This window comes from Shouchella tritolerans, from assembly GCF_025770735.1.
GTDB lineage: Bacteria > Bacillota > Bacilli > Bacillales > Bacillaceae_D > Shouchella > Shouchella tritolerans.
In genome coordinates this window covers 20928-42862 of record NZ_JAODPB010000010.1, presented here as the reverse complement: position 1 = coordinate 42862, position 21935 = coordinate 20928, and the positions used below count along the sequence as shown (strand labels likewise).

Below are 21935 nucleotides of genomic sequence, written 5' to 3'. Positions count from 1 at the left end.
AGCAAAAAAGATTTGAAATAGGTGAAGGTAATTTTCTTTTTACCGCGAATTGTTTAAACAGATCAACAATAAGAGAGGTGGCTAACATGGAAATTACTGACGTGAGACTTCGCCGTGTCCATACGGAAGGCCGCATGCGTGCAATCGCATCGATTACAATGGACCATGAGTTTGTTGTTCATGATATCCGCGTAATAGATGGCAACAACGGGCTTTTTGTCGCAATGCCAAGCAAGCGGACGCCTGACGGCGAATTTAGAGATATTGCCCATCCTATTTCCTCAAAAACGAGAGAAAAGATCCAGATTGCCGTTATAAACGAGTATGAGCGTGTCGGCGAATATGAAGACGCCCCTAATTATGAGGAAGCAGGAGCTTCTTGAGGTTGTCGGAAGAGTCGGCAAAATCACTCAGGCTAAAAGGTGCGAATTAGCACATAGCTTGTTTTCATGCTTCCAAAGTATGCAAGCGAGGCGTTTGTCTACAGTTTGAGAACGTCGAACTTCCTGAACATGGTAAGTGTTTTCATTTTTAGCCATCTGCTAAAAGAGGATGGCCAAAAATGGATGTTACAGTTGTAAAAAGCCAGCCGGCAAAATCTAGGCTGGCTTTTTACAACTGTAACTGCCTAAACTGTGTAAAGGCGGTGGAATGCCTTGAAATACCGCATTTTTTAAAGTATAGTTTTAATGACAAAGGATTGGCTGGAGGGACATAATGAGCGGACGATTTGCGGTTATTTTAGCAGCAGGGCAAGGGACGCGTATGAAGTCAAAGCTTTATAAAGTGCTACACCCTGTCTGTGGCAAACCGATGGTTGAACATGTAGTCGATCAAGTTTCCAAATTGGCTTTTGATAAAACAGCGGTTATTGTGGGGCATGGAGCAGAGGAAGTAAAAAAAACACTAACTGAAAAAATTGAATTTGTAATGCAACCAGAACAGCTTGGTACAGGCCATGCTGTTAAATGTGCTGAGCATCTATTGGCAAGCCATAAGGGCACAACGGTTGTGCTGTGCGGAGACACCCCTTTGATTACAGCCGCCACAATTAAGAAATTGATGGATACCCATGAAGCAAACGGAGCCAAAGCAACAGTGTTGACGGCTCACGCTCCAGATCCTAATGGCTATGGCCGTGTGATTCGCGGAAGCCATGGGCAAGTGGAGAAAATTGTTGAACATAAAGATGCTTCTGTGGAGGAGCTGGCGATTGCGGAAGTGAATACAGGTACGTACTGTTTTGACAATGAAGCATTGTTTGAAGCTCTTGCAGAAGTAAAAAATGAAAATGCACAAGGGGAATATTATTTGCCTGACGTTATTGGCATTTTACGGCAAAAGGGCGAAACCATTTCTGCCTACCAAACAGACACGCTTGCGGAAACGATGGGCGTGAATGATCGTGTAGCTCTCTCACAAGCAGAGGCAGCGATGCGCATGCGCATTAATGAAGAGTGGATGCGCCAAGGCGTTACGATTATTGACCCGCAAACAACGTATATTTCTGCAGACGCATCGATTGGTCAAGATACGGTCCTTTACCCAAATACGACCATAAAAGGGCGGTCTGTTATTGGGGAAGACTGTGTGATTGAATCAGGGACAGAAATCGCTTCTGCAACGCTTGGCAGAGGCGTTCACGTGTGCAGTTCGGTAATAAGCGACAGCGTGGTGGCCGCCGGCTCATCGATTGGCCCATTTGCCCATATCCGTCCTGGCTCAGATGTTGGAGAAAATGTACGCGTTGGCAATTTTGTCGAGCTAAAAAAGGCAAGCGTCGGTAATGGAAGCAAAGTTTCACATCTCTCTTATGTGGGCGATGCGGAAGTAGGCAGTGATGTCAATGTCGGCTGCGGCGTCGTGACTGTCAATTATGATGGCAAAAACAAACATAAGACAATTATTAAAGACGGCGCTTTTGTTGGTTCAGGATCGAATTTGATTGCGCCTGTAGAGATTGGCGAGCGTGCATTTGTTGCAGCCGGCTCAACGATCACGGATGATGTTCCGAGCCAAGCACTATCGATTGCAAGGTCGAGGCAAGTAAATAAGGACAATTACGTGAAAAAAGATGTATAAGAACAACTGGAGGTCAAGCAACGAAATGGCAAATTACAGCGATCCAAGCTTAAAGGTGTTTACGCTCAATTCTAATAAAGGGTTGGCTGAAGAGATTGCCCGGCACATCGGCGTCTCACTTGGAAAGAACTCAGTGATGCGATTTAGCGACGGAGAAGTGCAAATTAACATTGAAGAAAGCATCCGTGGCTGTGATGTCTATTTGATTCAATCGACATCAGCTCCAGCCAACGAACATTTAATGGAGCTTCTCATTATGATTGACGCAGTAAAACGGGCTTCAGCACGAACGATAAATGTCGTGATCCCTTATTACGGCTATGCGCGCCAAGACAGGAAAGCGCGGGCGCGGGAGCCAATTACCGCCAAACTCGTTGCCAATTTACTTGAAACAGCAGGGGCAACCCGTGTGTTGACCATTGATTTACATGCTACGCAAATCCAAGGGTTTTTTGACATTCCAGTTGACCAGCTAATGGGCGTTCCGCTCTTGTCTGATTACTTTGAGAGCAAAAAGCTTGATGATATTGTTGTTGTATCGCCTGACCACGGCGGTGTTGTACGCGCGAGGAAAATGGCGGACCGCTTAAAAGCACCAATTGCAATTATTGATAAGCGTCGCCCGAAACCAAATGTTTCAGAAGTCATGAATATTGTCGGCAATATTGAAGGGAAAACAGCTATTATTATTGACGATATTATTGATACGGCAGGAACGATTACACTTGCGGCGAATGCATTAGTAGAGCAAGGGGCTACAGAAGTGTACGCGTGCTGTACACATCCTGTTTTGTCGGGACCGGCTATCGAACGTATTAGCAATTCAAAAATAAAAGAGCTAGTCGTAACTAATACGATTGCACTAAATGAAGGCCAAAAAGGGGAAAACATTACACAACTTTCTGTTGCCGGCTTGATGGCTGAAGCGATTATCCGCGTCCATGAAGACGCGTCGGTGTCAACCCTTTTTGATTAAGGTTAGCTGGTGATGTCGGAAGGTCACGGGAAAAAACGATCCATGTCTGTTTGAAAACCTAGCTATGAGGGAACACATGTAAGTAGTTGTGTTAAATCTTACAGTAGAGGTGAAAGATCATGACCGTATTGAATGCTCGTGAACGCAAAGACCAAAAAGCACACCAAACAAAAGAACTCCGTAATCAAGGGCATGTCCCAGGCGTATTATATGGCAAAAAGGTTAAAAGCACACCTGTATCTGTAGAAGCTGTCGCCTTTTTAAAGACATTCCGCGATGTTGGCCAAAATGGCTTGTTTGACCTTCAATTAGAGAACGGCGGCAAACATCATGTCATGGTTCAAGAAGTACAAATTGATCCTCTTAACAATCAGTATATGCACGTTGATTTTTTTGAAGTTGATATGAATGTAGAACGGGATGTGAATGTTCCCGTCCATTTAGAAGGAGATGCGCCGGGAGCGAAGGAAGGTGGCATCGTCAACCATTTGCTTTATGAAATAACGGTCAATTGCCTTCCTGCTGATATTCCTGAAGCAATAACGGTTGATATTTCAAGCCTGAACATTGGCGATAGCCTTTCTGTTTCTGACATCCGTGCCAATGTGCCCGTTACGATTGTCAATGAAGACGATGAGACCGTTGTTACGGTAACGCCGCCGACGGTCGCTGAAGACCTAGATGCAACAGAGGAAGATAATACGACGGCAGAATCAGTGGAAGCGACAGGAGAACGTAATGACGATAACCTTGATCGGCCAGGACGTGTAGAATAAGTGTAAAGGAAAGGTATGGCTCGTGTGAGTTATGCCTTTTTCGTAAAGGAGTAGCAAATGAAGTTAGTAGTGGGTCTAGGGAATCCTGGGAAAAAGTATGAACACACGCGGCATAATATTGGGTTTGACATTATTGACCGTTGCGCACAAGAACTTGACTTGCCCCTGGACAAGCAAAAGTTTAAAGCAATTTATGGAGAAAAGCGGATCGGTAGTGAAAAAGTTGTTCTTTTAAAGCCGTTAACGTATATGAATTTATCAGGCGAAGCTGTACGCCCGTTTATGGATTATTTTAATATTAGCAATGACGAGCTTGTTGTTATTTATGATGACCTCGACTTGCCTGTAGGGAAAATACGCTTGCGAAAGAAAGGCAGCGCTGGCGGCCACAACGGCATTAAATCACTGATTGCTCATTTAGGAACAGAGGAGTTTAACCGTATTCGTGTTGGAATAGGCAGGCCGGCACATGGTGAGCCTGTTGTCAATTATGTCCTCGATACGTATCGCAAAGAGGAATTGCCTCTTATAAATGAAGCAGCCGAAAAATCGGCAAAGGCGATTGAGGCGTGGTTAGAAAAACCTTTTCTTGAAGTGATGAATACGTTTAACTGAGTTGATTTTGATAACGATAACTGGCCGTTCCATGGATGGGTGAACGAGCGATTCCATGGCTTTAGCCATGTTGAAGGCTCAAGCGGATGGCAGCTACTAGAATTCGGATATTTCCCCTTTTTTTTGTCCATACTATGGAAATCACGTGTGAAAAAGAGGTGGAAAAATGGCTGTATACTATGGCTGCCGTCATTGTGGACAGACGATCGGTGTTGTGTTTGAAAACGCAACGGAAGTTGACTTAGGTTTTCATGAATTGAATGAAATGGAAAAAGACGAACTATTGACTTACTACGAGAATGGTGATATACATGTGAAGGCCATATGTGAAGATTGCTATACCGCGTTGAGCGATAACCCTCAGCTGTATAGTTACCCGTATTTCATCCATTGAAAAGAGGCGGCTTCGTTTATAGAAAGAACAAAAAAAACAACGCTTTGGTCAGCTTTTTAACCAAAGCATTTTTCCGTTCATAAGATGCATTGGCATATTCCGCGCTGTCAATGAGTAGCAATAAGCAAGTTCCTTTAAGGAGTTATCGTTAAAAAGTCGAGTATGTATCCGTAAAAATACGTACGGCGCTCGGGGTTTCTTTAACGCGTCTCGACTTGTTTTTCCGCTTATGTGAATACGCGAAGAGAAGAAATTCAGGGGGATATAAAAGATGTTAGGATTGCAGCAATTGGTGGGCAGCGTAAAAGAAGTGCGCGCTGTTGCAAAGGGTATTGAAAATGAAATGAATGAGCAACTTCTTACTGGCTTGACCGGTTCCGCTCGCACGGTTGTAAGCGCTGCGTTATTCAGGGAAACAGGAAGAAGTCAACTCGTGGTTACCCATAATTTATACCAAGCCCAAAAAATATATGAGGATCTTGTTGAATTATTAGATGAGGACACGGTTTATCTTTATCCTGTGAATGAGCTCATCTCAGCAGAAATTGCCGTCGCAAGCCCGGAAATGAAAGCGCAGCGCTTGGATTTGCTTAATGCGCTAGTACAAGATTTTAAGGGCATTGTCGTCGCTCCGCTTGCTGGCATTCGCCGCTTATTGCCGCCAAAGGCTTTATGGCAAAGCAGCCAGCTCCAGTTGAAAACAGGTGACGACATTGGCGATTTGGAAGAATTTATAAAAAATTTCGTCACAATGGGTTACCGCAGGTCTGATATGGTGTCAGCACCTGGGGAATTTAGTGTGCGCGGAGGAATTGTTGATCTGTATCCGCTTACGAAAGAACATCCTTTGCGAATTGAGCTTTTTGATACAGAAGTCGATTCAATGCGCTACTTTTCATTGGAAACGCAGCGTTCGGAAGGAATGATCGACGAAGTAACAATCGGTCCTGCTCAAGAAGTGCTGCTGCATCATCAACACTATAGCCACGGGGCGAAGTTGTTGGAAGAAAAATATGAGGCAACGCTAAAAAAAGTAGCAAGCAAACAAACACGGGATAAATTGCAAGAGCATATTCCTTTTGAAATTGCCCAACTGAAGCAATCGGCTACGTTTGAAGGCATGTACAAATACATGTCGCTTTACTATGAAACGCCGCAATCGTTATTGTCTTATATGCCAGAAAATGCGTTTGTCTGGGTTGACGAAATGAATCGAGTCAAAGAAATGGCTGAACACTTGCAAAAAGAAGAAGCCGAATGGCATACGGCGATGCTTGAACAAGGGAGCATCGTCCACGGTACGCAGTTGTCCCTTGATGCACTCGCAAGGCTGCAACAGGCGCCACAGCCGGTTCTTTATACGTCGCTTTTCCAAAAACAAGTGCCTTCAACCAAGCCAGAACAAATCATAAACTTATCATGTAAATCGATGCAAAATTTCCATGGTCAAATGGATTTGCTTACTTCTGAAGTAAATCGCTGGCTTTCAAACGATTATACGGTTTTGTTCATTGCCGGAACAGAGGATCGTGCCAATCGGCTTGCTTTAAATTTAGAAGATGAAAAAATCGATGCCCATTTGATTGAGGCGATAACGGATCTGACTCCTGGTAAAGTGCAAATTTATACTGGGCACCTGCACACCGGATTTGAGCTATCCGAACAGAAACTTGTCGTTGTTACGGAAGAGGAAGTATTTTCGAAGCGGGCGAAACGTCCTAAGCGTCGGCAAAAGCTATCAAACGCTGAGCGGATCAAAAGCTATTCTGAATTGGCTGTTGGCGACTTGGTCGTTCATACCAATCATGGTGTCGGTAAATATTTAGGCGTCGAGACGCTTGAAATTAATGGTGTCCACAAAGATTATTTAAATTTGCGCTATGCTGGCAATGACAAGCTGTATGTGCCCGTCGAACAAATTGACCAAGTGCAGAAATATGTCGGTACAGAAGAAAAGGATCCGAAGATTTATGCACTCGGAGGAAGCGATTGGAAAAAAGTAAAAAAGAAAGTCCAATCTTCGGTTGAAGACATTGCTGATGATTTGATTAAGCTGTATGCAGAACGTGAAGCAAGTGTTGGCCACCGCTTTTCTCCTGACGGGCCAGAACAAGCCGAGTTTGAAAGCTCATTTCCGTACCAGGAAACGGAAGACCAGCTGCGAGCCATTAAGGAAATTAAGGAAGACATGGAAAAGCAACGGCCAATGGATCGCCTATTGTGCGGCGATGTTGGGTACGGAAAAACGGAAGTGGCTATTCGCGCTGCCTTTAAGGCGATTATGGATGGTAAGCAAGTCGCCATTTTAGTGCCGACAACCATTTTAGCCCAACAGCATTTTGAAACCATTTCAGAACGATTTTCTGACTTTCCGATTACAGTTGGCGTTCTAAGCCGTTTCCGTTCACGAAAAGAGCAAAATGAAGTGCTGAAAGGCTTGAAAGCAGGATCTGTAGATTTGGTCGTCGGTACGCACCGTCTGCTCTCAAAAGACGTACAGTTTAAAGACTTAGGATTATTGATCGTCGATGAAGAACAGCGTTTTGGCGTTACCCATAAAGAGAAAATCAAACGCATGAAAGCCAATATCGATGTGCTGACGTTGACAGCGACGCCGATTCCGCGAACTCTCCATATGTCGATGCTCGGTGTTCGCGATTTATCAGTTATTGAGACGCCGCCGGAAAACCGCTTTCCTGTCCAAACGTATGTCGTTGAGTTTAATCCAGCCATTGTACGCGAAGCGATTGAGCGTGAATTAAGCCGTGGTGGCCAAGTGTATGTCCTCTATAACCGTGTAGAAGACATTGAGCGGATGACGGAGCAAATTTCTACGCTCGTCCCTGACGCAAGGGTAAGCTATGCACATGGACAAATGAATGAGCGTGAACTGGAATCAATCATTTTGGATTTCCTTGAAGGGGAAAGCGATGTGCTCGTGACGACGACTATTATTGAAACGGGCGTAGACATTCCAAACGTCAATACGCTCATTGTTTGCAACGCTGACAAGATGGGTTTGTCCCAACTTTATCAAATCCGCGGGCGCGTTGGTCGCTCAAACCGGGTGGCGTACTCGTATTTTACGTACCAGCCTGACAAAGTGTTAACCGAAGTGGCTGAAAAGCGCCTACAGGCAATCAAAGAATTTACTGAGCTTGGCTCAGGCTTTAAAATTGCAATGCGTGATTTAACGATCCGCGGGGCTGGAAACTTGTTAGGGTCCCAACAGCATGGGTTTATTGACTCAGTCGGGTTTGACTTGTATTCGCAAATGTTGAAAGAAGCAATTGAAGAACGGAAAGGGGAAAAACCGAAAGAACCGCCATTTAAGGCGGAGCTGAATGTAAATATTGATGCCTACATTCCAGAGCGGTATATCCCTGACGCGAAACAAAAAATCGAGATGTACAAGCGCTTTAAAGGCGTGGAAACGTTAGAAGAAATTGCTGACTTGCAAGACGAGCTCGTTGATCGTTTCGGCGAATACCCAAAACAAGTCGCTTATCTTTTTGAAATGACAAAAATCAAGCTGATTGCCGATCAAGAAAAAGTCGAGAAAATTACAGAAGGCAAGGACGCCGTTACGATTTTATTGACAGAGGAAACAACCAGTCGGATCCATGTTGCCACACTTGTCGATGCTGCCCAAAAAATCGGTCGAGACGTTAGCATCGGCTCACAAGGAAACCAAATTAAACTGGTTATTAAGACAAAGCAACTTTCTGATGAAACGCTGCTTGCATACATCATCGAATTACTTGAAGCATTGATCCGTGCTGACAAATCAAAGAAAGCGATGTCTGCGTCGTAAGGCCGTTTCCGCTTCAAGAGCCTCCTTTCAAAAAAGATTACAAAATAATTCATTCGCTGGTGAATAGTTCATGGAAACGGAAGAATACTACATTTACACCCATTGAATGTATTCTTCTGATTTGCATCATTCTGTGTAAACACCTTCAGAAAGAGAGGCTCTTCTTATGAAAGCAACAGGAATTGTACGACGCATTGACGACCTCGGGAGAGTAGTCATCCCGAAAGAAATACGCCGCACGTTGCGGATTCGTGAAGGCGACCCTTTGGAAATATTTGTTGATCGTGACGGCGAAGTGATTTTGAAAAAATACTCGCCGATTTCCGAGCTTGGCGATTTTGCAAAAGAATATGCGGAAGCCCTTTATGATAGCTTAAATCAAAATGTACTCATCTCGGATCGTGATACGTATATTGCTGTAGCGGGGGCGCCAAAGAAAGAATTTGCCAATAAGGCAATTGGCGATGCGGTTGAGTCTGCTATGGTAGAGCGTAAATCTTACTTGCAAGCCAATGCTGGTGAATACAACCTTGTTGGCGATCACAAAGACGATTTTCAAGGATACGTGGTCGCGCCAATCATTGCGGGCGGCGATCCCATTGGTACGGTTGTAATCTTCTCTAAAAATGAACCATTGAACGGCAATCTTGAACAAAAAATGGCTGAAACCGCTGCTGGCTTTTTGGCTAGGCAAATGGAGCAGTAGCACGACAAAAACACCATGGGAACGGCATGGTGTTTTTTCGTGTGCTTTCTCTGCATCAATCGAGAAGAGAGTATGGTACGATAAGAGTTCAAGTAAAAAAAGGAGGTACATCAAAAAACATGCAAAATTGGTTTAAAGTATGGATTCGTCCCCGGCAAGTTGTCGCTGATGAAATAAAAACAGCCAAAGAAAAGAATCAGACATGGAATTATTTGCTGATTGCTTATGTGTCTGCTGTACTGAGCACTTTTACAAATTTTTCGAGCGAGGTTGTTCCAACATTTGCTTACGTTATTATGTTTGCTTTACTTACTAGCATTGTGGTAGCTCCGTTTAGCCTCTATGTCCTCTCTTGGCTATACAAGTGGGTCGGCAGTTGGCTTGGCGGGAAAGGGACAGCACTTGACCTTCGCGTCGCTACTGTACATACAAGCATGATCCCATTGAGTATTATTGGCCTTATTAGCATCCCTTTTATTCTCGTTATCGGCGAATCCTATTATTGGTTCGACATAGAAAGCATTCTTTTAGGTATCGAGATCGCGCTTTCGCCACTACAACTGTGGGCACAAAACATCCTCACCCTTCTTAGTGTGACAGCGGGCATTTGGACATTCGTGCTTTTGATGCATGGAATTGGCGAAGCCCATCAATTTTCTGCATGGAAATCGGTTTTAGTTGTTCTCATTTTAGGAGCGATGCTCGTCGTGATTGCAGTGGTTGTTAGCTTTTTTCTCGTAATAGCCGGTGCTGTATGATTCCAATAAAAAAACGCCCCACAGGCGTTTTTTTATTGGACCTCTTGCTCAAGCTTCTCCGTAATGTAGGCAACAGCGTTTGTTGCTTGGCTCGCATTCATTGCCTCAATGTATGTTTGCCTGCCATCATAAAGCTCCTGGACTTCTTGTTGCAATGTTTCCTTTGTCAAGTTTTCTTCCTCTAACATGCGTGCATAGCCATTTTTGACAAAAGTTTGGGCGTTCAGGATTTGGTCGCCTCGGCTTTGTGCTCGTGAAAGAGGGATGATGAGCATTGGAATGTGCAAAGCCAAAAACTCAAAAATGGCATTCGAACCGCCGCGTGTGACAACGAGGTCAGCGGCTTGAAGAAAGTGAGGCAGTTCATCATGAACATATTCATACTGTTTGTAGTTGCGGCGCCCTTCCAACGCTGGATCGAGGTGGCCTTTTCCGCAAATATGGATGATTTGATACGTGTTTGTTAGCGTATCAAGGGATTCGCGAATGGCTTCGTTGATCCGCTTTGCCCCTAAGCTCCCGCCCATCACAAGCAATGTTGGCCGCTCTCGGCTAAAGTCTGTTATGGTCAGCCCTTGAATGCGGGAGCCTTCAAGGAGCTCGCGGCGAATCGGAGAGCCGACCGTTGTGGTTGCTCCTTTTGGGAAATGGGCGGCTGTTTCAGCGAATGATGTATAAAATGTGTTAGCAAACCGTTTAGCAAGGCGGTTTGCAAGCCCAGGCGTCAAGTCGCTTTCATGCAAATGGACGGGAATGCGGAGCGTATAAGCTGCAGCAACAACTGGTACCGTGACAAAGCCTCCCTTAGAAAACACAACATCGGGCTTTTCCGCTTTTAAAATTTTCCGGGCTTGGCGAAAACCGTTTGCAATTCGAGCAATATCGGTCACATTTTTCCAATCCATATAGCGGCGTAGCTTGCCGCTGGAGATGCCAAAGTAGCGAATCCCGGCCTTTTCAACTAGTTGCCGTTCAATCCCCTCATAAGAGCCGATATAGGCAATTGACCAGTCTTTGTTGTTAAGCTCGTTGATAATAGCAAGATTCGGGGTGACATGGCCAGCCGACCCTCCACCAGTAAAAATGATTTTTTTCATAAAAGTCCCTTCTGTTCAAACGGATTTCCATTTCCTATATAAAAAGCCGTGTGATTTGGTCAATGACGATAAAAAGTATCGCCATGCAGCCAAGAAAAGCAATCAAAATCAGCATGGATCGCCACAGTTTAATATTTTGCGCTTCTGCAAAAGCAACGAGAAAGATGCCGATCAACCAAATCGAAGCCACGTTATGGCCAAACACGCCGATTTGATAAACGATATAAATGACGTTGCTGTGTAAAAAATAAGCCTGCACATAGGCTATACCAAAAAGGAGTATGCTGACAAGCCCTAGCAGGATTCCTGGCATAGAAAAGCCATAAACCAGTGCTTTTCTCGTCGCTTCCACATTGCCATTGCCACCATACCAACTGCCGACCCGTCCCAGAAGAAGGCCAAACACGTAGTAAAGCAAAGGACCCATCAAAGAGCCAATTACTAAAATAGCCAATATCGAGGCGGCTGACAACTCGCCTAGCAAAATAAAGGCTTGGATGTGGGAATAGGACAATGTCATAAGCAAGCCAAACAATAACGAAATCAATAGGGCGGCTTTTTTATGTAAGCCATACTGAAGGACATCCTGCATCTGCCTACGCGGGTGGAGCCAGACCGAAAACCATAGGTTTCGCGCTTTCAAAACATCACCTTCGCTTATCAAATTCTACCCCCTATCATACCACGTTTCTCCAGTTGGATTGAAGCGCACTGGAAAAAGAAAATAATTATTAGTATCATACATAGAGAAAGACGCAAAGATACCGGTTGGACGGTTTGGGCCGACCACCCTACTTAGGGGTGGGGATCGAAGTCCGTTGCCCATTCAACGGGGCATGTTTAGAGAACACTGTGTTAGTGTCAAAAAGGAGAGGAATGCTGCTTTTAATAACACCGTAAACAAAGGTGCGATGGGCTCGTTTTCGCTTTTGTTTATGTTTTGAGTAGCAAAGAATGGTTGGGTGATTCAGGCAGGACGGGAGCAGTTAAAGGCGCAGTGGTTATCGCGTTTGCAGCACTGATGGCTAAAGTACTATCGGCTGTCTATCGAATCCCATTTCAAAACATTGCTGGTGACTTTGGTTTTTACGTATATCAGCAAATCTACCCTTTTTACGGGACAATTGCAATTCTAGCCCTTTATGGCTTTCCAGTTGTGATTTCCCGGCAAGTTGCTGAGAAGAAGGCGCAAGGGCTAGAAAAACAAGCACATGAATTGGCCATACAAGCGTTTGTGGGAATGACCGTATTCGCTGTCGTTGCTAGCATTGGATTTTCAGCAGCAGCGCCGTTAGTTGCCCAATTTATGGGGGATGAACACCTTGCCCCCCTTCTCCGCCTCGTAAGCGTTGGCTTTTTGTTTTTGCCTATACTAAGCGTAGGTAGGGGAGTTGGACAAGGATACGGCGATATGAAACCGACTGCTTTTTCCCATATAGGGGAACAGTTTTTACGGGTAGCGGCAATTATTTTTGTGACATATGCTTTGGCAGCTGCCAATAGTGGGCCTTATATGATCGGCACAGGTGCTGTGTACGGCTCGCTTTTAGGAAGCTTTGCTGGTTGTATCATTGTCATAGTTGCTACAAAGCAGATTAAATGGAAAAAATGGACGCTTTCCTTCGCCTCTATAGGCTCAGTGCTTAGGCAAAGTACATCGACTTTATCGCAAAGCGTTTACGTTTGTATCAACGCTTTAGTCTTATTGCTGTTTCAAATGATTGACGTTTTTACTGTCGTTCGTTTGCTCCAAGAAGCAGGCTTACAAGAAGAACAAGCTTATTTGGCAAAGGGTGTGTATGATCGAGGCCAGCCGCTCATACAGCTTGGCACGGTGCTCGCCACTTCCCTTGCTCTCGCCCTTGTTCCTCTGTTAGCGAAAGCGCTGGCAGGAGGAAAGGAGCGAAATGCGCAGATGTACCGCGATGCAGCAGTTCGGATGACGATTTTGCTAGGGGGAGGGGCCGCGATTGGTTTAGTTGTACTAATGGGACCGGTCAACCATATGCTGTTTACAGACCGTGCAGGGACAGACATTTTGCAAGTTGTTGCTCTCTCGATTTTCCCTGCTTCGCTCTACTTGACGGCTGCAGCAATTTTGCAAGGCTATGGCAAAATCCATATTCCCCTCTATGCCGTGGCTGTTGGTCTTGCAGTAAAGCTGGCGGGCAACCTTTTGTTTATACCAGTGATGGCATCAGCAATGGGAGGGGCGTGTGCAAGTTTACTTGCCTTTTTGGCGATGGCGGCTATCGCACTGCACGCGATTAGGCGCCAAGATGGTATTCTGCTTGTGCAAAAGCGCTCTTATATAAGCACTGGTGTGACGCTTTTCCTGCTGTTTCTGGTCGCTTATGGATGGAAGTGGCTGTTGGAGGCATTTTTTTTTACAAGTGAAGAACGAGTAGGCGATACAGTGATTGCCCTATCAACATCGCTTGTTGGGGTAGCTGCCGTTGCTTGTTGTCTGCTTGCCAGTTCTGTCTTAACATTGCGCGAGTGGGCAAGCGTTCCAAAGCTGGCAAATTGGCGGCGGAAAGCAATGAATATTTTAAAGTAAAGGCAAGGTGACTATGGGAACCATATCAGTTGTTGGACTAGGAGCAGGCAATCTTGCGCAACTGCCCCTTGGCATTTACCGTGCATTAAAAAAGGCGAATTGCATTTATGTGCGCACAGACAACCATCCCGTCCTAGTGGAATTAGCGGAAGAGGGGCTGGCGTTTACGTCATTTGATGCTGTTTATGAACAACATAGCGAGTTTGAAGATGTTTACAAAGAGATTGCAACGCGTTTGCTAGAAGAAGCAAAACAAGGTGATGTCCTTTATGCCGTGCCTGGGCATCCATTTGTGGCGGAGCGGACGGTCCAACTTTTGCAAAAGCAAGCGCAAGGAACAGAAGTAGCGATTCACGTACTTGGCGGTGCCTCCTTTTTAGACGACATGTACACGGCTTTGGCAATCGATCCAATTGAAGGCTGCCAAATTGTTGACGGCACGGCGTTACGTGCTGAAGAATTGCAAATTCGCCATCACCTCATCATCGTGCAAGTATACGATACACTGATTGCGTCAGAAGTAAAACTGACGTTAATGGAAAAGTTGCCAGACGATTATGAAGTGTCGATTGTGACTGCAGCCGGCACGTCAGAGCAGTCGATTTTGCGAGTGCCTTTGTTTGAATTGGACCATTATGTAAAAGCAAACAATTTAACCGCTGTATATGTGCCGCCTGTAACAGAGGACCCATTATTGTACCGCGACTTTTCCTATTTGCGAGGCGTCATTGCAACGTTGCGGGGACCAGAAGGCTGTCCTTGGGACCAGAAGCAAACACACCATACATTAAAACGGTACTTGCTTGAGGAAGCATTTGAAGTGTTTGAGGCGATTGATGAAGAAGACGACAGCCATTTGGCAGAAGAGTTGGGCGATGTCCTGCTACAAGTGCTCTTACATGCGCAAATTGGCGAAGAACAAGGCTATTTTAACGTGGATGATGTGATTGGGGCCCTTACAGAAAAAATGATTCGCCGCCATCCCCATGTGTTTGGTAATGCAAAGGCGGAAACAGCTGGCGAAGCGTTACAGACATGGCAGCAAATAAAAGCGCAAGAACAAGAAGAACAGCCCAAGCCTAAGTCTGCATTAGACGGGCTAGCTGAAACGAATTCCATGCTTGTAGATGCAGCGGCCTTGCAAAAGCGTGCAGCCAAGACTGGTTTTGAATGGGCGAACGTCGCAGAAGTGTGGGAAAAGTTCTTTGAGGAAATAGAAGAATTTAAAGTGGAAGCTGCCAAGTCAAGCAAAAGCAAAATGGAAAAAGAATACGGAGATATTCTGCTTGCAGCGGTAAGCTTAGCTAGATTTTATGATCTATCCCCAGAAGTCGCCCTGCACCGTTCGTTGACTACATTTAAAAAGCGGTTTTTGTATATTGAACAAAAAGCGCAGGAAAAAGGGCAGGCGATAGCCGACATCGAGATGAGCGAACTGGATTGCTGGTGGAATGAAGCAAAAGGTAAATTTAGCGAATAAGAGGAGTGATTGGATGCGGTTGGATAAATTTTTAAAAGTCTCGCGCCTGATTAAAAGGAGAACGTTAGCGAAAGAAGTTAGCGACCAAGGCAGGGTAACAGTCAATGGCCAAGTGGCAAAAGCGGGGACAACAGTTAAAGCAGGAGATGAACTGGCGATTCGATTTGGGCAAAAAATCGTCACGGTAAAAATAAACGACGTACGTGACACCACACGAAAAGAAGAAGCTGCTGAAATGTATACGATTGTTAAAGAGGAGTCTGTATAATGCGCGGTTTTATTTTTGATATGGACGGCGTCATCATTGACAGCGAGCCGCTCCATTTCCAAGTGGAGCAAGACCTGTGTAAGAAATACGGCGTCGAGCTGGGAGAAAAAGAATTAGAATCCTATGTAGGCACCCGCGCAAGGGATATGTGGCAGCAAATTAAGAAAACGCACAGTGCTACGTTTGAAGTATCTGCCGTGCTGAACGAGGCCAATGAGCGAAAGCAAGCCTATGTTGTCAGTGGGGAAGTCGAACCGATCCCTGGCATTAAAGAACTGCTTGCAGCTTTAAAAAATAACGGGTACCGCATTGGTTTAGCGTCTTCGTCGCCGCGACCGTTCATTGAAGCGGTGCTTAACGGTTTTGGCATCAGCGACTATTTTGATGTTGTCATGAGCGGAGAGGAAGTCGCTAACGGGAAGCCTGCACCTGACGTTTATAGGGAAACAGCCAAAAAACTTGGCGTTCAACCGGATGCTTGCACGGTAGTAGAAGACGCTGCACATGGCGTGCAGGCTGCCTTGGCCGCGGGAATGCGCGTCATTGGCTTTGTGAACCCAAATTCAGGTAGCCAAGACTTGAGTGCAGCACACGACCAAGTAAATGAGATAGGGCAAATCCAACCGCGAGCGGCGGAAATAGTGGTCCAGAAAAATCGATAACTGCCCTCAGACTGATAGAAAACGCTTGTTAGACGAGGAGTGCAGGCGAGGGAAGATGTGAGTAGAACGGGGGTTCATAAGCATACGACTGAGGCAAAAGACGACGGATGCGAGCGTTTGTCTACAGTCTCAAGCCGTAAACAAAAATTGTTTACGGCTAGTATGTTCGACGATGTTTAGGAAAGAGCATCACGAGGCTTTTGCCCGAGTGCTCCGGCCACGAGGTTTTCTGCAGCGCGCAGCGCCATCGCTTCACGGGTAGCGGCTGTGGCTGAGCCAATATGAGGTGTTAGTGTAACATTATCCAACTCTAGCAATGGATGTCCTGGTGGCAACGGTTCGACTTCAAACACATCAAGAGCAGCACCAAAAATCGTTTTTTGCTTTAATGCTTCAATCAGGGCAGCCTCGTCAATAACGGCACCGCGAGCACCATTGACGAGAATGGCCGTTTCTTTCATTTTGCTTAGCTCTTCTTTTCCAATCATATGCTTTGTTGCCTTAGTAAGTGGCACCATGACGACAACGACATCCGCTTGTTCAAGCAGTTCGTGTAATTCTACTTTTTTGGCGCGATACTTTCTTTCGATTTCCGGCCTGCTTGAGCGGTTATGGTAAAGAATCTTCATCCCAAAACCTTCCTTGGCACGATGAACGATTTTTTCGCCAATACGCCCCATGCCAACAATACCGAGTGTTTGGTTGTAGACATCTTGTCCATATAGAGACTGTGCTGTTGTGTGTTTTGTCCAGTTGCCTGCCTTCATTTGTTCGTGCAGTGGAGCAATACGGCGCGCCCCTGATAGAATGAGGCCAAACAGCAAGTCTGCAACCGTTTCGTCAAGAACATACGGCGTGTTTGTGACATAAATGTTTTGTTCTGCTAGGCCTTCAACATCAAAGCCATCGTAGCCAACGGTGGCGGTGCTAATGACTTTTAGCTTACTAGCATGTTTGACGAGCTCGGCATCTGCGCCAATTCCTGTTAGCATCGCGCCGTCGACATCAGCCAATTCGTGGACCAATGCTTCTCTCGTTAGCGGTTTGCTTTCGTCCCATATCCGCAAATGGCAGAATTGTGAGACATGGTTAAGCGCAGCTTCAGGCAAAGAACGTGCTAAGAAAACAGTCGGTTTGCTCATATGTACCCCTCCTCTAAGTTTAACGATAGCAATCTATGCTTGATTTGTCACCTCCCTTCTTGATGCAGGAGGGAACAAATCAATGTAGAATATCTGAGAAAGTAAATTAGATATTTGGGGGCGAGTAGCTGTGCAACTTCGAGAAATAACAATCAGCGATGCAAAGCAGTTTTTGCAGTTGCAATTGCAATTAGATAAAGAAGCAAGTTACATGCTCTATGAGCCTGGGGAAAGAACGACAACGGTGCGTGAACAGCGGAAGGCGATTGCCGATATCCAGCAGTCCCCGTCGTCCACAATTTTTGTGGCGGAACACAACAAAAAGCTTGTTGGCTATCTGAGTGTGTTTGGTTCCCGATTGCAACGCATTCGCCATGTTGGCTATATTACGATTGGGATTTTAGAGGAATACTGCAACCAAGGCATTGGCAGGAAGCTGCTAGAGCAAGCGGACCATTTTGCACAGAGCGTTCAGCTTCACCGGCTGGAGCTAACGGTGATTGAAGAGAATACACGGGCGCTGCATTTGTATCGGAAATGCGGGTACGAGCAAGAAGGTGTCCGCCGCCGGGCAATCCGACATGGCCACAAGTGGCTTAATGAGATCTATATGGGGAAATTGCTATAAACCACGATTTGGCGCTTGAAAATGGTGCATTCCTCCTCTAAACTAAAAGAAAAGTGAGAATGATTTTCATTATCCTAGAGAGTGGACGGAGGAATAACCGTGCAGGAAAAAGAGATGTTTGACCTAACCATTATTGGCGGCGGACCGGCCGGTTTATATAGCACGTTTTATGCAGGGATGCGTGATTTAAAAGTAAAGCTCGTCGAATACAATAAAGAGCTAGGCGGCAAAATTTTGTTTTACCCAGAAAAAATTATATGGGATGTTGGGGGAATGCCGCCAACAACAGGTAGAAAATTAATTGATCAGCTTGTTGAACAGGCAACGACCTTTAACCCAACGATATGTTTAAATGAACACATCGTTCGGATGGTGCGGGAGCCCGACAACACGTACACCCTTTTTAATGAGCAAGGCGAAGCCCATTATACGCGGGCGGTGATGCTCGCTTCTGGACATGGCATTCCCGTTATGCAAAAGCTTGAAATTGAGGGCGCCGACCGGTATGAAGTTTCCAATCTCCATTACACGGTCACGCAAATGGACATATTTGCAAACAAACGGGTTTTAATTTCTGGAGGAGGCAATGCAGCCGTTGACTGGGCGAACGAACTTGCCAACATTTCAAAAGAAGTGGTTCTGTGCCATCGCCGCGACGAGTTTGGCGGGCATGAGAAAAATGTGGAACAAATGAAATCTGTTACGAAAATACACACCCCTTACCAAATAAAAGAACTGCATGGGGTAGGATCTGCCATTGAAGCGGTTACCCTTGCCCATTGTGATACAGGGGAACAACGACAAATTGAAGTCGATGCTGTCATTGTAAACCATGGAATGAAACTAGATGGTTGCTTTTTGATTGAAGCAGGCCTTGAATTGGAAGAGGACGGCTTTCTCCGCGTATCAGCTTGTATGGAGACAAGTCAGCCTGGCATTTTTGCCGCAGGGGACGTGACAAGGCATGCAGGGAAACTTCAGCTCATATCGGGAGCGTTTGTTGAAGGGGCGACAGCGGTTAATGGCGTCAAGCAGTTTTTGGACCCGAAAGCGGATAAGCAAGCGTATGTATCTTCCCATAATGAAAAATTTAAGAAAAAAAATGAGCAGCTAAAGCAGGAGAAACAAGCACAGCCAATGAACTAAGTTCGCAAGGCTGTACTTAGACAGCGCAAGCGCTCATAAAAATAGAGAATAAAAGAAGCTCTTGTTTAAGAGAGGGGCGCCTATCGATTGGACGGAATAATGGGGTTTTTAGAAGATTTTGGTTACTGGGGGTTGTTCGTGCACGCCTTTGCAGATGCTGTGATTTTTCCAGTCCCTGCGTTTTTTCTACAAGTGTCCTTAAGCTTGCTTCACCCAAACCAAGCCATTTGGTTTGCAACAGTAGGGTATATCGCTTGTCTTCTTGGCACGCCAGTTGGATACATGCTCGGCCGTTTGCTCGGAAATTCTGTCTTGCAAAAGTGGTTAAAGCCAACCGCTTTAACAAAGGCCGAGAAACTGTTTAAAAAGAACGGAGAGGCAGCTATATTAATTGGCGCCTTTACGCCGATCCCTTTTAAAGTATTTACGATTTTATCAGGAGCGCTCCAATTTTCGTTATGGAAACTAATGGTTTATGCAGCGCTTGGAAGGGCTGCTAAATTTTATGCTGTTGGTATCCTCTTTTATGTATATGGTCGTGCAGCCGAGAACATGGTTCATTCATACTTGACGTATGCGATGTTAGGAGTGGCTATTCTTCTTGCAGTCGGCATCTACTTAAAGCGCCGCGTTCAAGAGCGCCCAAAAACAGAAACGCAAAAGGGCAAAGAACTTTCATAACTGGACGTAACTCCTTTAAACGAATAGGGTAGGCCGTCTCCATTAGAGTGTGTTTTGTGCTAGAAGCTTGTTCTAGGGGCAAAGCCCCATGCATACATTGCAATAAAGACATGCTTTCTAGGAGGGTGCAGAAAATGGACGGTTCTACTTACGAGTTTGGCACGCCAATGGGACGTGAACGAAAAAACAACGACCACGACGTTACGTTGCGCGGGCGCAAGCAATTAGATATAACAGGCGTCAAACAAGTAGACAGCTTCGATAACGAAGAATTTTTGCTGGAAACGGTGCAAGGCTATTTATCGGTCCGAGGCGAAAACCTTTATATGAAAAACTTAAATGTAGAGCAAGGAAATGTCTCGATTGAGGGAAAAATCCACGACCTGATTTATGTCGATCAAAACCAGCAAGGAAAATCCAAAGGGCTCTTTGGAAAACTGTTTAAATAATGGCTTTAACTGTTCAGTTCTATACAATGGTCGCTATGGCCGCAATGGGCATTTGCCTTGGCGCGGCTATTGATACGTACGGCCGTTTTCTGCCTAGGCAACGTACCTTCCGCATTCACATCGCTTTGCTTGACATTACATTTTGGATTGTCCAAGCGCTGCTTGTCTTTTATATTTTATTTAAGACAAACCAGGGAGATATCCGAATTTATGTATTTTTGGCGCTACTATGCGGTTATGCTGCCTACCAAGCATTGTTTAAAGGCGTATATAATTGGCTCGTCAATTTGGTCATTAATATCGTTCACGCTGTATTCCGTTTCGTTTGGAGTCTTTTTAAAGCGCTCATTGTCATGCCGATAAAATGGTTGTTGATGTCCGTGCGCCGCTTCGTTATGATTATAGTAATCTCTGTGTGGAGCATCATTCTTTATGTCCTGCTTAAACCCCTATATTGGCTAATGAAAAAACTAGGCCTTATTGGCCTTTTAAAAAAAGGACAGCCTATCTTGCGTAAATGGCAGGAACGATTGGAGCGTTTTAGGAAAAAAGATGAGAGGTGAGCGATTTGGCAGTGAAACACCGGGCAACGATTAAAGAACTTGACACAGACTATATGGAGCAAAGGCAGCAAGAACTAATCCGACAAGCGAAAAGGCGAAAAGGCCTCTATCGTCGGCTTGGATTTATGGGCATCGTCTTTAGTGTGCTCGCTATTTGTTGCAGTGTAACGCTGTTCTCACAACGAGCCGATATTAATGAAAAACGGGAAGAACAACAAGCTGCGGCTGAACAATTGGAGCAGCTAAAGAATGAGGAAGAACAACTCTTACGCGACATTGCCAATTTTCAAGACGATGAATTTATTAAAGAGATTGCCAGACGTGATTATTACCTCACTCTTCCAGGCGAAACAAGAATTAACGTCTCCAAGCAGCAGTCGAGCGATTGACACCAAAATTTCAGGTCGGGTATAATATATTGGAGTACGTTTAGTTCACCCAAAATTTAAGGAGGATGTACGTTTTCATGTCCATTGAAGCAGGCAGCAAGCTGCAAGGCAAGGTGACTGGCATTACACATTTCGGTGCATTTGTGGAATTGCCAGGCGGGTCAACGGGTCTGGTTCACATTAGTGAGGTTGCGGATCATTATGTAAAAGATATAAATGAACTTTTAAAGGTTGGCGATGAAGTGACAGTGAAAGTCGTCAATATAGAAAAAGACGGCAAAATTGGTCTTTCGATCCGTAAAGCGGTTGACCGTCCCGAAGGAGAAAGCCGCCCTCCGCGCCCTCATCCGCGCTCCAGTAATAATCGAGGAGGCGGAAAATCGCGCCCTGCTGCGTCTTTTGAAGACAAGATGAGCCGTTTCCTAAAGGATAGCGAAGAACGTTTGTCGACGATCAAAAGGCAAACAGAGTCTAAACGCGGCGGTCGGGGTGCAAAACGCGGATAGCGATGTTGCTTGTGTAACGTATATCTGTTTGTAAATAGGAATGAGAGAGGAGCAGGGTAATCCTGCTCCTCTGATGTTGTCGACAAAGTCGACAACATCCTCAGACTGATAGAAAACACTTGACAGATGGGGCGAAGATGACGTTTGTGAGTTGTTCCTACAGTCAGAGGTGAGAAGGAAACCCTTTTCTACACTAGATTTTAATGTTGACTTTCATAGAAAAAACAAGTATATTAAATAATG

The 21935-nt window shown here is 45.3% G+C and carries 23 protein-coding genes; 20 read left to right on the top strand and 3 right to left on the bottom strand.

Annotation, left to right across the window (positions count from 1 at the left end):
* Window positions 1-86: 86 nt before the first annotated feature.
* The 9 genes from spoVG (at window position 87) to N6H06_RS21325 (ending at window position 10121) form a co-directional block, all read left to right on the top strand.
* Window positions 87-383: a septation regulator SpoVG gene (gene spoVG, locus N6H06_RS21365; RefSeq protein WP_011244941.1), complete on the top strand. Its 297-nt coding sequence runs from the start codon at window positions 87-89 to the stop codon at window positions 381-383.
* Between the two features lie 334 nt (window positions 384-717).
* Window positions 718-2082, top strand: a complete 1365-nt coding sequence (gene glmU / locus N6H06_RS21360; protein WP_213029606.1) for a bifunctional UDP-N-acetylglucosamine diphosphorylase/glucosamine-1-phosphate N-acetyltransferase GlmU — start codon at window positions 718-720, stop codon at window positions 2080-2082.
* A 25-nt stretch (window positions 2083-2107) separates the two neighbouring features.
* Window positions 2108-3058 (top strand): ribose-phosphate diphosphokinase, encoded by a 951-nt coding sequence (locus N6H06_RS21355; protein ID WP_062751099.1) that lies wholly within the window; start codon window positions 2108-2110, stop codon window positions 3056-3058.
* A 119-nt stretch (window positions 3059-3177) separates the two neighbouring features.
* Window positions 3178-3834, top strand: a complete 657-nt coding sequence (locus N6H06_RS21350; protein ID WP_263707913.1) for a 50S ribosomal protein L25/general stress protein Ctc — start codon at window positions 3178-3180, stop codon at window positions 3832-3834.
* Between the two features lie 57 nt (window positions 3835-3891).
* Window positions 3892-4449 carry an aminoacyl-tRNA hydrolase gene (gene pth, locus N6H06_RS21345; protein ID WP_062751095.1) on the top strand — a complete coding sequence of 186 codons (558 nt, stop codon included), beginning with the start codon at window positions 3892-3894 and terminating at the stop codon, window positions 4447-4449.
* Between the two features lie 166 nt (window positions 4450-4615).
* The gene (locus tag N6H06_RS21340; RefSeq protein WP_062751093.1) at window positions 4616-4843 is read left to right on the top strand and encodes an anti-sigma-F factor Fin family protein; all 228 of its coding nucleotides are present in this window, start codon (window positions 4616-4618) and stop codon (window positions 4841-4843) included.
* A gap of 271 nt (window positions 4844-5114) precedes the next feature.
* Window positions 5115-8657, top strand: coding sequence for a transcription-repair coupling factor (gene mfd / locus N6H06_RS21335; protein ID WP_263707912.1), 3543 nt, complete (start codon window positions 5115-5117; stop codon window positions 8655-8657).
* A 166-nt stretch (window positions 8658-8823) separates the two neighbouring features.
* Complete coding sequence (gene spoVT, locus N6H06_RS21330) at window positions 8824-9363, top strand: stage V sporulation protein T (protein ID WP_062751089.1); 540 nt, start codon at window positions 8824-8826, stop codon at window positions 9361-9363.
* Between the two features lie 119 nt (window positions 9364-9482).
* Window positions 9483-10121 carry a YIP1 family protein gene (locus N6H06_RS21325; protein ID WP_213029603.1) on the top strand — a complete coding sequence of 213 codons (639 nt, stop codon included), beginning with the start codon at window positions 9483-9485 and terminating at the stop codon, window positions 10119-10121.
* Window positions 10122-10153: 32 nt separating this feature from the next.
* On the opposite strand, the gene N6H06_RS21320 is transcribed toward N6H06_RS21325, so the two are convergent.
* Both N6H06_RS21320 and N6H06_RS21315 read right to left on the bottom strand, forming a co-directional pair.
* Window positions 10154-11218 (bottom strand): undecaprenyldiphospho-muramoylpentapeptide beta-N-acetylglucosaminyltransferase, encoded by a 1065-nt coding sequence (locus N6H06_RS21320; protein WP_062751085.1) that lies wholly within the window; start codon window positions 11216-11218, stop codon window positions 10154-10156.
* A gap of 34 nt (window positions 11219-11252) precedes the next feature.
* The gene (locus N6H06_RS21315; protein WP_263707911.1) at window positions 11253-11882 is read right to left on the bottom strand and encodes a YIP1 family protein; all 630 of its coding nucleotides are present in this window, start codon (window positions 11880-11882) and stop codon (window positions 11253-11255) included.
* Window positions 11883-12215: 333 nt separating this feature from the next.
* Between N6H06_RS21315 and N6H06_RS21310 the strand changes: the two genes are divergently transcribed.
* From N6H06_RS21310 to N6H06_RS21295, 4 genes are read left to right on the top strand one after another with little or no spacing between them, the layout of a single operon-like run.
* Complete coding sequence (locus N6H06_RS21310; RefSeq protein ID WP_263707910.1) at window positions 12216-13778, top strand: polysaccharide biosynthesis protein; 1563 nt, start codon at window positions 12216-12218, stop codon at window positions 13776-13778.
* 13 nt (window positions 13779-13791) lie between these two features.
* Complete coding sequence (locus tag N6H06_RS21305; protein WP_263707909.1) at window positions 13792-15258, top strand: bifunctional methyltransferase/pyrophosphohydrolase YabN; 1467 nt, start codon at window positions 13792-13794, stop codon at window positions 15256-15258.
* 13 nt (window positions 15259-15271) lie between these two features.
* Window positions 15272-15526 (top strand): RNA-binding S4 domain-containing protein, encoded by a 255-nt coding sequence (locus tag N6H06_RS21300; protein ID WP_035202177.1) that lies wholly within the window; start codon window positions 15272-15274, stop codon window positions 15524-15526.
* Window positions 15526-16188, top strand: a complete 663-nt coding sequence (locus tag N6H06_RS21295) for an HAD family hydrolase (protein WP_082808488.1) — start codon at window positions 15526-15528, stop codon at window positions 16186-16188. The genes N6H06_RS21300 and N6H06_RS21295 overlap by 1 nt, the downstream gene beginning before the upstream one ends.
* A gap of 176 nt (window positions 16189-16364) precedes the next feature.
* On the opposite strand, the gene N6H06_RS21290 is transcribed toward N6H06_RS21295, so the two are convergent.
* Window positions 16365-17330, bottom strand: a complete 966-nt coding sequence (locus tag N6H06_RS21290; RefSeq protein ID WP_062751071.1) for a 2-hydroxyacid dehydrogenase — start codon at window positions 17328-17330, stop codon at window positions 16365-16367.
* A 130-nt stretch (window positions 17331-17460) separates the two neighbouring features.
* On the opposite strand from N6H06_RS21290, the gene N6H06_RS21285 reads away from it, so the two are divergent.
* From N6H06_RS21285 to N6H06_RS21255, 7 genes are all read left to right on the top strand, one after another.
* A complete protein-coding gene (locus tag N6H06_RS21285; RefSeq protein ID WP_213029600.1) occupies window positions 17461-17958 on the top strand; it encodes a GNAT family N-acetyltransferase in 498 nt (165 codons plus the stop codon).
* Between the two features lie 114 nt (window positions 17959-18072).
* Complete coding sequence (locus tag N6H06_RS21280; RefSeq protein ID WP_062751164.1) at window positions 18073-19104, top strand: NAD(P)/FAD-dependent oxidoreductase; 1032 nt, start codon at window positions 18073-18075, stop codon at window positions 19102-19104.
* A gap of 99 nt (window positions 19105-19203) precedes the next feature.
* Window positions 19204-19785 carry a YqaA family protein gene (locus N6H06_RS21275; RefSeq protein WP_062751162.1) on the top strand — a complete coding sequence of 194 codons (582 nt, stop codon included), beginning with the start codon at window positions 19204-19206 and terminating at the stop codon, window positions 19783-19785.
* Between the two features lie 134 nt (window positions 19786-19919).
* Window positions 19920-20234, top strand: a complete 315-nt coding sequence (yabP, locus tag N6H06_RS21270; RefSeq protein ID WP_062751067.1) for a sporulation protein YabP — start codon at window positions 19920-19922, stop codon at window positions 20232-20234.
* Window positions 20234-20797, top strand: coding sequence for a spore cortex biosynthesis protein YabQ (yabQ, locus tag N6H06_RS21265; RefSeq protein ID WP_213029599.1), 564 nt, complete (start codon window positions 20234-20236; stop codon window positions 20795-20797). Before yabP ends, yabQ begins: the two co-directional genes overlap by 1 nt.
* A gap of 11 nt (window positions 20798-20808) precedes the next feature.
* A complete protein-coding gene (locus N6H06_RS21260) occupies window positions 20809-21186 on the top strand; it encodes an FtsB family cell division protein (RefSeq protein ID WP_238583397.1) in 378 nt (125 codons plus the stop codon).
* Between the two features lie 77 nt (window positions 21187-21263).
* Window positions 21264-21692: a S1 domain-containing RNA-binding protein gene (locus N6H06_RS21255; RefSeq protein WP_062751061.1), complete on the top strand. Its 429-nt coding sequence runs from the start codon at window positions 21264-21266 to the stop codon at window positions 21690-21692.
* Window positions 21693-21935: the final 243 nt, after the last annotated feature.

What these genes read in the sequence shown, in the direction of transcription:
- spoVG (WP_011244941.1), top strand. Translation starts at nt 87, where the DNA reads ATGGAAATTACTGACGTGAGACTTCGCCGTGTCCATACGGAAGGCCGC.
- glmU (WP_213029606.1), top strand. Translation starts at nt 718, where the DNA reads ATGAGCGGACGATTTGCGGTTATTTTAGCAGCAGGGCAAGGGACGCGT.
- N6H06_RS21355 (WP_062751099.1), top strand. Translation starts at nt 2,108, where the DNA reads ATGGCAAATTACAGCGATCCAAGCTTAAAGGTGTTTACGCTCAATTCT.
- N6H06_RS21350 (WP_263707913.1), top strand. Translation starts at nt 3,178, where the DNA reads ATGACCGTATTGAATGCTCGTGAACGCAAAGACCAAAAAGCACACCAA.
- pth (WP_062751095.1), top strand. Translation starts at nt 3,892, where the DNA reads ATGAAGTTAGTAGTGGGTCTAGGGAATCCTGGGAAAAAGTATGAACAC.
- N6H06_RS21340 (WP_062751093.1), top strand. Translation starts at nt 4,616, where the DNA reads ATGGCTGTATACTATGGCTGCCGTCATTGTGGACAGACGATCGGTGTT.
- mfd (WP_263707912.1), top strand. Translation starts at nt 5,115, where the DNA reads ATGTTAGGATTGCAGCAATTGGTGGGCAGCGTAAAAGAAGTGCGCGCT.
- spoVT (WP_062751089.1), top strand. Translation starts at nt 8,824, where the DNA reads ATGAAAGCAACAGGAATTGTACGACGCATTGACGACCTCGGGAGAGTA.
- N6H06_RS21325 (WP_213029603.1), top strand. Translation starts at nt 9,483, where the DNA reads ATGCAAAATTGGTTTAAAGTATGGATTCGTCCCCGGCAAGTTGTCGCT.
- N6H06_RS21320 (WP_062751085.1), bottom strand. Translation starts at nt 11,218, where the DNA reads ATGAAAAAAATCATTTTTACTGGTGGAGGGTCGGCTGGCCATGTCACC.
- N6H06_RS21305 (WP_263707909.1), top strand. Translation starts at nt 13,792, where the DNA reads ATGGGAACCATATCAGTTGTTGGACTAGGAGCAGGCAATCTTGCGCAA.
- N6H06_RS21300 (WP_035202177.1), top strand. Translation starts at nt 15,272, where the DNA reads ATGCGGTTGGATAAATTTTTAAAAGTCTCGCGCCTGATTAAAAGGAGA.
- N6H06_RS21295 (WP_082808488.1), top strand. Translation starts at nt 15,526, where the DNA reads ATGCGCGGTTTTATTTTTGATATGGACGGCGTCATCATTGACAGCGAG.
- N6H06_RS21290 (WP_062751071.1), bottom strand. Translation starts at nt 17,330, where the DNA reads ATGAGCAAACCGACTGTTTTCTTAGCACGTTCTTTGCCTGAAGCTGCG.
- N6H06_RS21280 (WP_062751164.1), top strand. Translation starts at nt 18,073, where the DNA reads ATGTTTGACCTAACCATTATTGGCGGCGGACCGGCCGGTTTATATAGC.
- N6H06_RS21275 (WP_062751162.1), top strand. Translation starts at nt 19,204, where the DNA reads ATGGGGTTTTTAGAAGATTTTGGTTACTGGGGGTTGTTCGTGCACGCC.
- yabP (WP_062751067.1), top strand. Translation starts at nt 19,920, where the DNA reads ATGGACGGTTCTACTTACGAGTTTGGCACGCCAATGGGACGTGAACGA.
- yabQ (WP_213029599.1), top strand. Translation starts at nt 20,234, where the DNA reads ATGGCTTTAACTGTTCAGTTCTATACAATGGTCGCTATGGCCGCAATG.
- N6H06_RS21255 (WP_062751061.1), top strand. Translation starts at nt 21,264, where the DNA reads ATGTCCATTGAAGCAGGCAGCAAGCTGCAAGGCAAGGTGACTGGCATT.